At 59.2% G+C, this 12743-nt stretch carries 14 protein-coding genes; 12 read left to right on the top strand and 2 right to left on the bottom strand.

The genetic code is table 11. The features are described 5' to 3' along the window. Nucleotides 1-4: 4 nt before the first annotated feature. On the bottom strand, nucleotides 5-364 hold the full coding sequence (locus QMX93_RS01935; protein ID WP_282352071.1) for a DUF4160 domain-containing protein: 360 nt from the start codon (nucleotides 362-364) through the stop codon (nucleotides 5-7). Between the two features lie 111 nt (nucleotides 365-475). Between QMX93_RS01935 and QMX93_RS01930 the strand changes: the two genes are divergently transcribed. The 11 genes from QMX93_RS01930 (at nucleotide 476) to QMX93_RS01880 (ending at nucleotide 8801) form a co-directional block, all read left to right on the top strand. Then, nucleotides 476-1072: a hypothetical protein gene (locus QMX93_RS01930; RefSeq protein ID WP_282352069.1), complete on the top strand. Its 597-nt coding sequence runs from the start codon at nucleotides 476-478 to the stop codon at nucleotides 1070-1072. Further along, a complete protein-coding gene (locus QMX93_RS01925) occupies nucleotides 1069-1581 on the top strand; it encodes a hypothetical protein (protein ID WP_282352067.1) in 513 nt (170 codons plus the stop codon). Before QMX93_RS01930 ends, QMX93_RS01925 begins: the two co-directional genes overlap by 4 nt. Nucleotides 1582-1698: 117 nt before the next feature. Beyond that, complete coding sequence (locus tag QMX93_RS01920; RefSeq protein WP_282352062.1) at nucleotides 1699-2388, top strand: hypothetical protein; 690 nt, start codon at nucleotides 1699-1701, stop codon at nucleotides 2386-2388. 102 nt (nucleotides 2389-2490) lie between these two features. Then, a complete protein-coding gene (locus QMX93_RS01915; RefSeq protein WP_282352490.1) occupies nucleotides 2491-3039 on the top strand; it encodes a hypothetical protein in 549 nt (182 codons plus the stop codon). A gap of 210 nt (nucleotides 3040-3249) precedes the next feature. Further along, nucleotides 3250-4209, top strand: a complete 960-nt coding sequence (locus QMX93_RS01910) for a hypothetical protein (RefSeq protein WP_282352060.1) — start codon at nucleotides 3250-3252, stop codon at nucleotides 4207-4209. A 44-nt stretch (nucleotides 4210-4253) separates the two neighbouring features. Next, nucleotides 4254-4496 (top strand): excisionase, encoded by a 243-nt coding sequence (locus tag QMX93_RS01905; protein ID WP_212543951.1) that lies wholly within the window; start codon nucleotides 4254-4256, stop codon nucleotides 4494-4496. Further along, the gene (locus QMX93_RS01900; protein WP_282352056.1) at nucleotides 4477-5580 is read left to right on the top strand and encodes a phage integrase Arm DNA-binding domain-containing protein; all 1104 of its coding nucleotides are present in this window, start codon (nucleotides 4477-4479) and stop codon (nucleotides 5578-5580) included. Before QMX93_RS01905 ends, QMX93_RS01900 begins: the two co-directional genes overlap by 20 nt. Before the next feature lie 50 nt (nucleotides 5581-5630). Next, nucleotides 5631-5993, top strand: coding sequence for an ArsC family reductase (locus QMX93_RS01895; protein ID WP_212543953.1), 363 nt, complete (start codon nucleotides 5631-5633; stop codon nucleotides 5991-5993). Nucleotides 5994-6026: 33 nt separating this feature from the next. Then, nucleotides 6027-7061, top strand: coding sequence for a 2,3,4,5-tetrahydropyridine-2,6-dicarboxylate N-succinyltransferase (dapD, locus tag QMX93_RS01890; RefSeq protein WP_053117606.1), 1035 nt, complete (start codon nucleotides 6027-6029; stop codon nucleotides 7059-7061). Between the two features lie 133 nt (nucleotides 7062-7194). After that, the gene (locus QMX93_RS01885; protein ID WP_282352045.1) at nucleotides 7195-8400 is read left to right on the top strand and encodes a cysteine desulfurase; all 1206 of its coding nucleotides are present in this window, start codon (nucleotides 7195-7197) and stop codon (nucleotides 8398-8400) included. Next, nucleotides 8397-8801: a SufE family protein gene (locus QMX93_RS01880; protein WP_282352043.1), complete on the top strand. Its 405-nt coding sequence runs from the start codon at nucleotides 8397-8399 to the stop codon at nucleotides 8799-8801. The genes QMX93_RS01885 and QMX93_RS01880 overlap by 4 nt, the downstream gene beginning before the upstream one ends. Nucleotides 8802-8944: 143 nt before the next feature. Here the strand turns inward: QMX93_RS01880 and tcdA are convergent, their stop codons facing one another. Next, nucleotides 8945-9763, bottom strand: coding sequence for a tRNA cyclic N6-threonylcarbamoyladenosine(37) synthase TcdA (gene tcdA / locus QMX93_RS01875; protein WP_282352041.1), 819 nt, complete (start codon nucleotides 9761-9763; stop codon nucleotides 8945-8947). Between the two features lie 226 nt (nucleotides 9764-9989). Between tcdA and QMX93_RS01870 the strand changes: the two genes are divergently transcribed. Then, nucleotides 9990-12578 carry a glycosyltransferase gene (locus QMX93_RS01870; RefSeq protein ID WP_282352039.1) on the top strand — a complete coding sequence of 863 codons (2589 nt, stop codon included), beginning with the start codon at nucleotides 9990-9992 and terminating at the stop codon, nucleotides 12576-12578. The last annotated feature ends 165 nt before the right edge of the window (nucleotides 12579-12743 follow it).

Here is a 12743-nt window from a genome sequence, read left to right as displayed (position 1 = left end):
GTGGTTATTGTCCTTTGAGCCTGGCAAGAACGGCCGTGTGGTTATTCCCAGACTTCATTGCCGCCCAGAGTTCAAAAAGCTGCGTTTGGTTTGAAAGTATCCACGCTTTGATCTCGCGATCGTACTTCGCCGGCAAACTACCGACTAAACGTTCACCGGTGTCGACAGCGTAGCTAGCTGCATGAATTTTAGTTCCGTAATCAATATGAACGTGGGCACGGCCATGGTGGTCGGCTTCCATTCTAATTCCGAGGTCTAGAAGCTTTTTCAGTAAAAGCTCCGTAAACCCGGGTCGACTCGAACCACTGCTAAGCATGTCGATAACAGCCAACCTTTCCTGCAACTTTTTTGCTTGATCTTCCATGAACACCTTCGATGAATGATAACCGCGGTTGTTTTGCGGGCGATCTTACATCCCAAGAGCAAAGTTAATCCACCCTCCACCGCCCGGGCATGCCCCGGCATAGGAAGCCCCATGCCCAAAAAAAACAAGATCGCTGCTCCGGCACCGAGCCTGGCAACCGGTCATCACCTCGATGCCGCGACTTGGGCCGACTTCGTTCAGCGTCTGCGCCATGACTGCAAAGGCAAGCGAGTTCACGATCATTGCACTGCCGATGCAATTTTCATTGTTGAGGCCCGCCGCATCGTGGGCGGGCTGGACATGGAATACACCGACAAGCGCCTGGTCTATTGGGATAGCGGTGAGTCGGTGGCCTACTCGATCAAGGAGTATTGGGACGGTCTGTCCAGCTATCAGAAAAGCCAGCTCAATAAAAAGATGCAGGACTGGTCTGAATGCCAGTTCATGAAAGCCGGCGAGTCGGATCAGTGGTATGTGTTGGGCGAACTGGAAGACCACACCGTCACTGGCTGGGACGATCGCTGGGAATACGTCAACGCCCACTTCACCCATGCCGCTGCCGAAGCCTTCATCCAGCGCAAGAAGCATGACTACCAAGAAGGGATGCGGGTCTACGTCGAATCGCAGTATTACGCCTGGGAGTTCAACGCCATCAAGGAGGCGATCCTCGACGGCACGCTGACTTACACGCCGAAGGAGGCAGCATGATCAATCTCTTCTGGCGTCTGATCGCCAAGTTGCTGGCCCTTCCGGCAATCGCCGGCTGGCTGATCGGCCGCGCAAAGCTCACCCCGTACCAGCACATCATGTCTGCCGACGGCACCGAGATGTACATGGGCCGCTGGTGGCTGTTCAACCCGTACAGCCGGGAGACCCACAAGCCGGCGCTGTGGTGGTGCCCGTGGTCGTTCCGCGTGCACCACATCATGCGGCCGGATGAAGACCGAGATCTGCACGACCATCCATGGAACGCCCGGACGATCATCCTGCGCGGTTGGTACACGGAAGAGCGTCTCGAGCCTGCGAGCCACGTCGACATGCTGGCACCTGCGCCTCTTCTATGGTTGGAAGAGTTGGACGACCTCTTCAAATTGTCGATGAGAACTCGGAGCCCAGGCGACACCGCCCCGCCTCAACCACGGCGAATACCACCGCATCGACCAGGTATCCCCCGGCGGCGTCGTCACACTCTTCATCACCAGCAAGTGGCGCGGTGACTGGGGATTCCTCGTAAACGGCGTGAAGGTGCCTTGGCGCACTTACACCGGTACCGACAATTGAAAGAGGCATTCGAAGTGAGCAATCAAGACCAAAAGTCCACCCGACTCGGAACCATGGTTTTCACTATCGCCAACGAGCTGGTCAACCACTACAGCAAGAAGCTTGACCGCGAGGTGATTGATGAAATCACCAGCAACCTGACGCTGGAGATGTGCCAAGGCCCTACAGCGTGGGCATTCAGCGGCAAAGATCAGCCGGGCACTTGCCTGCAACCACAACCTGATGTGGTGGTGGCCGTCGAGTTCGACCGGGTCACCGCCGAACGTGACGCCCTGCAGCTGCGCCTGAACGCAGCGGATCAGCGGATTGATGAGCTGGAGCGGGACAAGCACCGACTGGATGCGCTGGAATCGAATTGCTGGGACGTCCGCTTCGACAGCAGCCCCAATGGCGATTCCGGCGACAGCAGCATCAACATCGAGATCGTCGGCCACTGGATGGATAAGCCGTACGAGCGCGTGATCGGTGAAAACTACAACGAGAACCTGCGCGCTGCGATTGACCAAGCGATGACGGCGCCGGCCTATCCGCCTGCGCGCCCTGAATATCCAGAACCAGAGTCCGCCAAGGATGATGACTGGCATATGAACCCTTGCAAGCAAGGTCACCGCGATGTCGGTGCGGCCGGAGGTGTCGCCGCGTGCAACCAGTGCGACGAGAAGATCGAAGCCGCATCCACGCAGGAGGCTTTCGAGCGCTGGAACGCGACACACCCAGTCATCGAATCAGCCGAAGCCCGATAAGAGTACATCTGTACTCCACCCGCAAAAATCCTCCCTCCCCCTTCAAAATCAGCCGCTATAGCGGCAAGGACGAGTGTTGCCGTGAGCATCATCGACGACGTAATGACCGACAAAATCACCCTGCATGGCCTTGGGTTCGTGCAGGTTCAACTGCAGGGCAATCAGCGCCTGCACGTTTGGCACCCAGACCTGCCGCGCCGGGCCTGCTTCGAGCACTCGTCGATCCACGATCACCGCTTCAACTTCACTTCGCGGGTGATCGTCGGTACCCAGTTCAACCATGAGTTCGAACTCGTTTGCCACGATGCCGGCGAATTCATGCTCTACCTGCATGAGGGAGCACGGACACCTGGCGGCGGCAGACCATGGACACCAGACGGTCGCGCAGATCTAGTGCATGTCGGGACGCTCGGAATACCGGCTGGCAACGATTACAACACTCAGGCATATGCATACCACCGCACTACACCCGGCGGTGACGGCCGCGTAGCGACGATCATGGCCAAGCGAGGTGAGTACCCGGCGGGCGCTCATTCCACTTGCCGAGTTGGTATTCAGCCAGACACGGACTTCGACCGATTTCAATGGTCACCAGCACAGCTCTGGGAAATTGTGGCGGATGTGTTGCTCGGCCAGAAGGTGGCGGCATGATCCTCGCCCCGCTCTACATGACCTACCTCATCTACAAGGGGCCGTGGCGATGAAGCCCGCCTCACCAGTCGCCTCAGGGGAGAAAACGTGTACGCAACTGGCGAGGCGAACCAATAGACCTTAGTACACCTGCTGAGGCTTCTTTTGCCCTTCATCTGATTCCCACAACCAAAACAGCCTGCCGGTGTACGGCGGGCGAGGTATTCGCGCATGTTCAAAACCATCAAAGCGTGGTGGCACCGTAATGTTTTCCGGGCGAACCCATGGCACGACAAGTTCGTGCTGCTGAACTTCATTGATCTGTACTACAAAGGCCAGCGCGACAGCGTCCTGGGTATCACGCTGAACTCCGGCGATCAGGGCGACTACCCGGGCAACAAGCTGGTACTCCAGATTTGGAAGTACTCAGCCTGGATCAAGATCCCCAACATTATCAAGCCGTGGGCTGAGCAGCACACCTTCACCAGCCTGAGCCCTGAAGCGGAAGCCAAGCGAATTGCAGAGCATGGGCACCTTCATTACTACGAATACCACTCTCGCCAGTTCGGCTTCCACCTAACCACTCACGGGATCCATACCAACTTCGGCCCGAGCACTTGGGATTCCAAGACCACAAAGTCTCGCTATCACTCGTTCCCATGGCGCGAGTTCGATCTGGTGCGCCATGTCATCTGCGACGCCTCGGGCATCGAACACACCGAAAAGGGAAATGGTGTCAGCCTCGACTACAAGGAAAGGTCAGCTATCAAGGACGCCATGCCGCGCTACGTCTTCCTGCTTCAGGACTACGACGGCGAGGACATCCGGGCCTATTGCTACATGGAGAAGCGCGTATACCGCGTAGGCACTGGCTGGGTGAAGAAGTATTTCGGCGCGCTGCGACCCACTCGAACGTTCGTCCAGCTTGAAATCTCGTTCGATGGCGAGACCGGCCCCGAGAAAGGGTCGTGGAAAGGCGGAACGATCGGCACAGGTAGCCGGGCAGAGAAGGGCGATAAGCACGACGCCCAGTTCCTGATCGAGAAATATTGCGCCGGAACGCATCGCGCCAAAGGCTCCCAATACCAGATGACCTTGGTGCGCCGCGAGCCAGACGCACCCTACACCAACGAGACTTATCGAAAGGCTTCGGCCGAGCGTCGCGGCGAAACTTACGCCCCACTCGCATAACCCATCACCACCTTCTGCCGCCACGCGCGGCATGGAGCATCATAATGAGCAAAGTCACCCTGGATGAATGGGCGGCGGCCGAGTTCAAGACGCCGCCCAGCCCCAACACGCTCCGCAAATGGGCGCGTGAAGGCCGGATTGCGCCGGCGCCGGTGAAGCACGGGCGGAGCTACTATGTAGAATCCCACGCCCATTATCAGGAACCTGATCAGCAGCCGATCCGCATTGTCGGCGGCAGCCTGATCAGCAGAATAGAGAGAGCACGCAATGGCGCCCAGGCCGCGTAACACAGGGTCAAAGGATCTTCCCCCGAATCTCTACCGCAAGACTGACGCCCGCAACGGCGTCACTTATTACACCTACCGCGACCCGATCAGTGGTCGCGTGTTTGGTCTGGGCAAAGACAAGGAGGCCGCCATTCGCGAGGCTGTTGCCGCCAACCACGCAGACACCATCAAGCCAACACTGACCGAACGCATCAGCACCCCAGCGCCAGCACCGGGCAAGCTGTTCTCGCAATGGCTTGATGAATACCGCGAGCTTTTCGCCGAGCGCAAGCTATCCGCTAGCAGCAACAAAAACGTTCGCATGCGGATCAACCGCCTGGAGATTGAATTCGGCTCAAAGGGAATCAAGGAAATCACAACGATGGATGTGGCCGATTACCTGACAGGTATGGCCAAAGAGGGGAAAGCGCAGATGGCCCGGGCGATGCGCTCGCTGTTGCGAGACGTATTCGCCGAAGCTCAGGCGAGAGGATGGGCGGACAGCAACCCGGTCGAAGTGACCAAAGCGGCGCGGGTGAACATCAAGCGCGAGCGGCTGACGCTGGAACTGTGGAAGGCAATTTATGCGGAAGCGACGAAACCGTGGCTTCGCCGGGCGATGGAGTTAGCGGTGCTCACTGGCCAGCGCCGCGATGATATCGCCTCGATCCTATTCAAGGACGTGCACGACGGCTTCCTACACGTCGTCCAATCGAAGACTGGCGCGCGACTCCGAATCAGCACTGCACTTCGCCTGGAGTCAGTCGGGCTTGATCTCGCCACCGTCATCAAACAATGCCGCGATCGCGTTCTGTCACAACACCTGGTGCATCATGCGCAAGCGTCGGGCCGGGCGAAGGCTGGCCAGCCTGTCGTGCTGGACACACTCAGCTCGGCATTTGCCGAGGCCCGGGACAAAGCCGGCGCCAAGCTGGGGATAACTTTTGGCCGGCAACCGCCGAGCTTCCACGAACAGCGATCGCTCGCCGCGCGCCTCCACGAAGACGAAGGTCGCGATGCGCAGAAACTGCTCGGTCACCGTTCGGCCGCAATGACCGACCTCTATCGAGACAGTCGAGGCGCAGAGTGGATCGACGTGGCATAATCCACGGCTGAATTTTTGGGCGATATTGGGGAAGTTTTGGGGAGGATTTTATGCCCAATGAAATCAAGCACTTAAAGCTTTACGGCATCAAAGCCTGCGACACCATGAAAAAGGCGCGCACCTGGCTTGATGAGCACGCTGTCAGCTACGACTTTCACGATTACAAAAGCGCCGGCATCGACCGTGAGCACCTGACCCAATGGTGTGACGAGCACGGCTGGCAAACGGTGTTGAACCGCGCAGGCACGACCTTTCGCAAACTCGACGACGAACGCAAAGCCGATCTCGACCAATCGAAAGCCATCGAACTGATGCTCGCTCAACCCTCGATGATCAAGCGCCCGGTGCTCGATCTCGGTGACCGAACCCTGATTGGCTTCAAGCCAGATATCTACGCGGCCGCTCTGAAGTAAGCAGCCCGTCACTCTTTGTAGAGGTGTATTTACATGTCCAATTCCCTGTTCAGCATCGCCTTTGGTGTCGGCACTCAGAACCGTCAAGGCGCGTGGCTGGAAGTGTTCTACGCCCAGCCACTGCTCAACCCTTCGGCCGAACTGGTCGCTGCCGTGGCGCCAATCCTCGGTTACACCGAAGGCAACCAGGCCATCACCTTCACCACCGCTCAGGCTGCGCAACTGGCTGAAGCTGTGAAAGGCATCGACGCCGTGCAAGGCAAGCTGCTGACCCGTCTGGCCGAGAGCCACAAGCCGCTGGTCGCCACTTTGCTGGCCGAAGATGCACAGCTGACTTCGACGCCTGAGGCTTACCTCAAGCTGCACCTGCTGTCGCACCGTCTGGTCAAGCCGCACGGCGTGAGCCTGGCCGGCATCTTCCCGCTGCTGCCGAACGTTGCCTGGACCAGCCAGGGCGCGATCGACCTGAGCGAACTGACCGAAATGCAACTGGAAGCCCGTCTGCGCGGCGAGCTGCTGGAAGTGTTCTCGGTGGACAAGTTCCCGAAAATGACCGACTACGTGGTTCCGGCCGGCGTGCGTATCGCTGACGCGGCACGTCTGCGTCTGGGCGCTTACGTCGGCGAAGGCACCACCGTGATGCACGAAGGTTTCATCAACTTCAACGCCGGCACCGAAGGCCCGGGCATGATCGAAGGCCGCGTTTCCGCTGGCGTATTCGTCGGCAAGGGTTCAGATCTGGGCGGCGGTTGCTCGACCATGGGCACCCTGTCGGGCGGCGGCAACATCGTGATCAAGGTTGGCGAAGGCTGCCTGATCGGCGCCAACGCCGGTATCGGTATTCCATTGGGCGACCGCAACACTGTTGAGTCGGGCCTGTACGTGACCGCCGGCACCAAGGTGGCGCTGCTCGACGAAAACAACAACCTGGTTAAGGTTGTGAAGGCGCGTGAGCTGGCCGGTCAGGCTGACCTGCTGTTCCGTCGCAATTCGGAAACCGGCGCTGTGGAATGCAAAACCCACAAATCGGCGATCGAACTGAACGAAGCGCTGCACGCTCACAACTAAGCAGCCTCATCCGACTTCTGTAGGAGCAAAGCTTGCTCGCGAAGGCGTCCTTGAGGCCGCCAAAAGCTTCGCGAGCAAGCTCGGCTCCTACAGGGGGCGGTGTACACCCGCCCAAGTTCACAGGGCTGAACAGATGATGATTCCCTCCCCCTGGCGTGCCGATTTCCCGGCCATCGCCGCGCTGCAACGGCAAGACCAGACCTATCTGGACAACGCCGCCACCACGCAAAAACCCAAAGCCCTGCTCGACGCGCTGACGCATTACTACGCCAATGGCGCGGCCAATGTGCACCGTGCGCAACACCTGCCCGGCGCTCACGCGACGCAGGCGTTCGAGGACAGTCGGCTCAAGGTTGCGCAATGGCTGAATGCCGGAGACAGCGGGCAGATCATCTTTACCCACGGCGCCACCAGTGCGCTGAATCTCCTGGCTTATGGCCTGGAACATCTTTTCCACCCGGGCGATGAAATTGTCATCAGCGCCCTGGAGCATCACGCCAATCTGCTGCCGTGGCAGCAACTGGCGCAACGGCGCAATCTGAAACTGGTGATTCTGCCGCTGGATGCTGACGGTTTGATTGACCTCGCGGCTGCCGTGCATTTGATTGGCCCGCGTACACGCTTGCTGGCGGTCAGTCAGTTGTCCAACGTGCTCGGCGCATGGCAGCCATTGCCGGCGCTGCTGGGCATGGCCAAGGCGCAAAAGGCGTTGACCGTGGTCGATGGCGCGCAAGGCGTAGTGCATGGTCGGCATGACGTACAGGCGCTGGGTTGCGACTTCTACGTGTTTTCCAGCCACAAGCTGTATGGGCCGGATGGTTTGGGCGTTCTGTTCGGGCGCAATGCTGCGCTTGAACAACTGAAGCCTTGGCAGTTTGGCGGCGAAATGGTGCTGGAAGCCAACTACCACGACGCGCGCTTCCGCCCTGCTCCGCTGGGTTTTGAAGCGGGCACACCGCCGATTGCCAGTGTGATCGGCCTAGGTGCGACGCTGGATTATCTGGCCGGGCTCGATCAGGACGCAGTGTCGGCCCACGAAGCGGCGCTGCATGACTATCTGCTGCGTGGCCTCGCTGCTCGTAATGGCATTCGTTTGTTGGGCAAGCCGCAATTGGCGCTGGCGAGTTTTGTCGTTGAAGGTGTGCATAACGCTGATCTGGCGCACTTGCTGACAGAACAGGGTATTGCCGTGCGCGCCGGACATCACTGCGCGATGCCGTTGCTGAAAAGTTTCGAGCTGGCCGGGGCGATTCGCGTGTCGCTGGCGTTGTACAACGATTCGGAGGATCTGGAGCGTTTCTTTGAAGCGCTGGATCAGGCGCTGGAGATGTTGCGATGAGCTTGCCGGTCGAAGCCGCCGAAGCGCTGCAGACTTTTCAGAATGCCGCTGGCTGGGAACAGCGGGCGCGGTTGTTGATGCAGTTTGGTGATCGTCTGCCGCCGCTTGGCGATGCCGACAAGTGCGAGGCCAACCGGGTGCATGGTTGTGAGAGTCAGGTATGGCTGGTTGGGGAATTGCGTGATGGTCACTGGCAATTCAGCGCCAGCAGCGATGCGCGGATGATTCGCGGGTTGGTGGCGCTGCTGCTGTTGCGGGTTAACGGCTTGTCTGCCGCTGAGTTGCAGCAAGTTGATCTGCCGGACTGGTTCAATCAGCTCGGCCTTTCGCGTCAGCTATCGCCCTCGCGCAGCAATGGCCTGAATGCCGTGCTCCAGCGAATGAATGAGTTGGCCGGTTAATCCTGTGGCGAGGGGATTTATCCCCGATGGGGTGCGAAGCGGCCCCAACTCCGACACATGCGGACAGCCTGACGCTCCGAGGAAGCAGATCTTGGGGGCGCTTCGCACCCCATCGGGGATAAATCCCCTCGCCACAAGGTTTGCTAGCTAATCGGTTTGACCCGCTCCGCCGGGCGCCGAACGCCCGCCACAATCTTGTCCACAGCTTTGGTCGCCGCAACCATCCCGAACGTCGCCGTGACCATCATCACCGCACCAAAGCCACCCGCGCAGTCCAGCTTCACGCCGTCACCGACAAAACTCTTTTGCAAACAAATGCTGCCATCCGGCTTCGGATAGCGCAGTTGCTCGGTAGAAAACACACACGGCACGCTGTAATGCCGGGTCACGGTGCGCGAAAAGCCATAATCACGACGCAACGTCGAACGCACTTTCGAGGCCAACGGGTCATTGAACGTGCGGTTGAGGTCACACACCTGTATCAGCGTCGGATCAATCTGCCCGCCCGCGCCGCCGGTGGTGATGATCTGAATCTTGCGGCGTTTGCACCAGGCAATCAGCGCAGCTTTGGCGTTGACCGCGTCTATGCAGTCGATCACGCAGTCGATGTTCGGCGTGATGTATTCGGCCATGGTCTCGCGGGTGACGAAGTCCGCCACCGCATGCACGGTGCAATCCGGGTTGATCCCGCGCAGACGCTCGGCCATCACCTCGACCTTGGGTTTGCCGACGGTGCTGTCCAGCGCGTGCAACTGGCGGTTGGCGTTGCTGACGCAGACGTCATCGAGGTCGAACAGCGAAATCTCGCCGACGCCACAACGGGCCATGGCTTCCGCCGCCCAGGAACCGACGCCACCGACGCCGACGATCGCCACGTGGGCCGCGCGCAAACGCGCCAGGCCTTCGATGCCATACAAACGGGCGATGCCTGCAAACCGCGGATCTTCTGTACTCATGACCATTACCCCAAAAACCGGCGCGCATTATAGGGCTACACAGCGACAAGTTTTAAGCTTCCAGCTACAAGTGTAAGAACTTAAGTCAAAGTCGGCTGCCCAATGTCGGGCATTTCCCTGTCAGATGTACGACTGGCGGACTGCCGGTGTAGGATGCGCGCCCTTTTGCAATAAGAAAGGCGCAACGCCAACCGACTCCTTCGTTCCACAGCCTTTGGAACCCGAAATAGCTATGTCATCGCGTAAATTTGGACTCAACCTGGTGGTGGTTCTGGCAATCGCTGCCCTGTTCACCGGTTTCTGGGCGCTGATCAATCGCCCGGTTTCCGCGCCGAACTGGCCGGAGCAGATCTCCGGTTTCTCCTATTCGCCGTTCCAGCAGGGACAATATCCGCAGAAGGATCAGTATCCGTCTGACGAAGAAATGCGCCGCGACCTGGAGATCATGAGCAAGCTGACGGACAACATCCGCATCTACTCAGTCGACGGTTCGTTGCAAGACATCCCGAAACTGGCTGAAGAATTCGGCCTGCGCGTGACGCTGGGGATCTGGATCAGCCCCGATCAGGAACGCAACGAACGGGAAATCACCCGCGCCATCGAACTGGCCAACACTTCGCGCAGCGTGGTTCGCGTGGTGGTCGGGAACGAAGCGATCTTCCGTAAGGAAATCACTGCGCAAGAGCTGAGCGTGTTGCTCGATCGTGTGCGCGCGGCGGTGAAAGTGCCGGTGACCACCTCCGAGCAATGGCACGTCTGGGAAGAACACCCGGAGCTGGCTAAGCACGTTGACCTGATCGCTGCGCACGTTCTGCCTTATTGGGAATTCATTCCGGTCGACAAGGCTGGGCAGTTCGTTTTCGACCGTGCCCGCGACCTGAAAAAACTGTTCCCGAAGAAACCGCTGCTGCTCTCCGAGGTCGGCTGGCCGAGCAACGGTCGCATGCGCGGTGGCGCCGATGCATCGCCGGCGGATCAAGCGATTTACCTGCGTACGCTGGTCAACAAGCTTAACCGCCAAGGCTTCAACTACTTCGTGATCGAAGCGTTTGACCAGCCGTGGAAGGCCAGCGACGAAGGTTCGGTCGGCGCGTACTGGGGCGTGTTCAACGCCGCGCGTCAGCAGAAATTCAACTTCGAAGGCCCGGTCGTCGCGATCCCGCAGTGGCGCGTATTGGCAATCGGTTCGGTGGTGCTGGCGCTGTTGTCGCTGACTTTGCTGATGATCGACGGTTCGGCCCTGCGTCAGCGTGGGCGGATCTTCCTGACCTTTATCGCCTTCCTTTGCGGTTCGGTGCTGGTCTGGATCGGTTACGACTACAGCCTGCAATACAGCACGTGGTTCAGTTTGACGGTCGGCTTCCTCTTGGCACTCGGTGCGCTAGGGGTGTTTATCGTGCTGCTTACCGAGGCGCATGAACTGGCCGAAGCGGTTTGGATTCACAAACGCCGGCGCGAATTCTTGCCGGTCGAGGGCGACTCCAACTACCGCCCGAAAGTCTCGATCCACGTGCCTTGCTACAACGAGCCGCCGGAGATGGTCAAACAGACCCTCGACGCCCTCGCCGCGCTGGATTATCCGGACTATGAAGTCCTGATCATCGACAACAACACCAAAGATCCGGCGGTGTGGGAACCGGTGCGTGACTACTGCGCAACCCTCGGCCCGCGCTTCAAGTTTTTCCACGTTTCGCCCCTGGCCGGTTTCAAGGGCGGCGCGCTGAACTACCTGATTCCGCACACCGCCAAGGACGCCGAAGTCATCGCCGTGATCGACTCCGATTACTGCGTGCACCCGAAATGGCTGAAGCACATGGTGCCGCACTTCGCCGACCCGAAAATCGCGGTGGTGCAGTCGCCGCAGGATTATCGCGACCAGAACGAAAGCACCTTCAAGAAGCTCTGCTACGCCGAATACAAAGGCTTCTTCCACATCGGCATGGTCACCCGTAACGACCGTGACGCGATCATTCAGCACGGCACCATGACCATGACTCGTCGTTCGGTGCTGGAAGAATTGGGTTGGGCTGACTGGTGCATCTGTGAAGACGCCGAACTCGGTCTGCGCGTGTTCGAAAAAGGCCTGTCGGCGGCGTATTACCACGACAGCTACGGCAAGGGTCTGATGCCGGATACGTTTATCGACTTCAAGAAACAGCGTTTCCGCTGGGCCTACGGCGCGATTCAAATCATCAAGCGCCACACCCGCAGCCTGCTGCGCGGCAAGGACACCGAACTGACACGCGGCCAGCGTTACCACTTCCTCGCGGGCTGGTTGCCGTGGGTGGCGGACGGGATGAACATCTTCTTCACCGTCGGCGCGCTGTTGTGGTCGGCGGCGATGATCATCGTGCCGCAGCGGGTCGATCCGCCGCTGCTGATCTTCGCAATCCCGCCGTTGGCGCTGTTCGTGTTCAAGGTCGGCAAGATCATCTTCCTCTACCGTCGCGCCGTCGGCGTGAACCTGAAAGATGCCTTCTGCGCGGCGCTGGCCGGGCTGGCGTTGTCGCACACCATCGCCAAAGCGGTGCTGTACGGCTTCTTCACCACCAGCATTCCGTTCTTCCGCACACCGAAAAACGCCGACAACCATGGTTTCTGGGTGGCGATTTCCGAAGCGCGGGAAGAGCTGTTCATCATGCTGCTTTTGTGGGGCGCGGCGCTGGGGATCTACCTGGTCAACGGCATCCCGAGCAACGACATGCGCTTCTGGGTGGTGATGTTGCTGGTGCAGTCGCTGCCGTATCTGGCGGCGCTGATCATGGCGTTCCTGTCGTCGCTGCCGAAACCTGCGGCCAAGGCTGAGCCTGCCGCCGCTTGATTGGTTGTTGCATAACGTCAAACGGCGGCCTTCGGGTCGCCGTTTTGCATTAGAATGGTCGCCTTTTTCAATGCCAACAAACTCGGTAGGAGCTGCCGCAGGCTGCGATCTTTTGATCTCGCTGTTGATTTCAAGAAACAAAATCAAAAGATCGCAGCCTGCGGC

Source organism: Pseudomonas sp. PS01303 (assembly GCF_029959385.1).
GTDB lineage: Bacteria > Pseudomonadota > Gammaproteobacteria > Pseudomonadales > Pseudomonadaceae > Aquipseudomonas > Aquipseudomonas rustica.
This window is presented reverse-complemented; position numbering and strand designations above follow the sequence as displayed.

Excerpts from the sequence above, each read along its gene's own strand:
- QMX93_RS01935 (WP_282352071.1), bottom strand. The coding sequence starts at position 364 with ATGGAAGATCAAGCAAAAAAGTTGCAGGAAAGGTTGGCTGTTATCGAC.
- QMX93_RS01930 (WP_282352069.1), top strand. The coding sequence starts at position 476 with ATGCCCAAAAAAAACAAGATCGCTGCTCCGGCACCGAGCCTGGCAACC.
- QMX93_RS01925 (WP_282352067.1), top strand. The coding sequence starts at position 1,069 with ATGATCAATCTCTTCTGGCGTCTGATCGCCAAGTTGCTGGCCCTTCCG.
- QMX93_RS01920 (WP_282352062.1), top strand. The coding sequence starts at position 1,699 with ATGGTTTTCACTATCGCCAACGAGCTGGTCAACCACTACAGCAAGAAG.
- QMX93_RS01915 (WP_282352490.1), top strand. The coding sequence starts at position 2,491 with ATGACCGACAAAATCACCCTGCATGGCCTTGGGTTCGTGCAGGTTCAA.
- QMX93_RS01910 (WP_282352060.1), top strand. The coding sequence starts at position 3,250 with ATGTTCAAAACCATCAAAGCGTGGTGGCACCGTAATGTTTTCCGGGCG.
- QMX93_RS01905 (WP_212543951.1), top strand. The coding sequence starts at position 4,254 with ATGAGCAAAGTCACCCTGGATGAATGGGCGGCGGCCGAGTTCAAGACG.
- QMX93_RS01900 (WP_282352056.1), top strand. The coding sequence starts at position 4,477 with ATGGCGCCCAGGCCGCGTAACACAGGGTCAAAGGATCTTCCCCCGAAT.
- QMX93_RS01895 (WP_212543953.1), top strand. The coding sequence starts at position 5,631 with ATGCCCAATGAAATCAAGCACTTAAAGCTTTACGGCATCAAAGCCTGC.
- dapD (WP_053117606.1), top strand. The coding sequence starts at position 6,027 with ATGTCCAATTCCCTGTTCAGCATCGCCTTTGGTGTCGGCACTCAGAAC.
- QMX93_RS01885 (WP_282352045.1), top strand. The coding sequence starts at position 7,195 with ATGATGATTCCCTCCCCCTGGCGTGCCGATTTCCCGGCCATCGCCGCG.
- QMX93_RS01880 (WP_282352043.1), top strand. The coding sequence starts at position 8,397 with ATGAGCTTGCCGGTCGAAGCCGCCGAAGCGCTGCAGACTTTTCAGAAT.
- tcdA (WP_282352041.1), bottom strand. The coding sequence starts at position 9,763 with ATGGTCATGAGTACAGAAGATCCGCGGTTTGCAGGCATCGCCCGTTTG.
- QMX93_RS01870 (WP_282352039.1), top strand. The coding sequence starts at position 9,990 with ATGTCATCGCGTAAATTTGGACTCAACCTGGTGGTGGTTCTGGCAATC.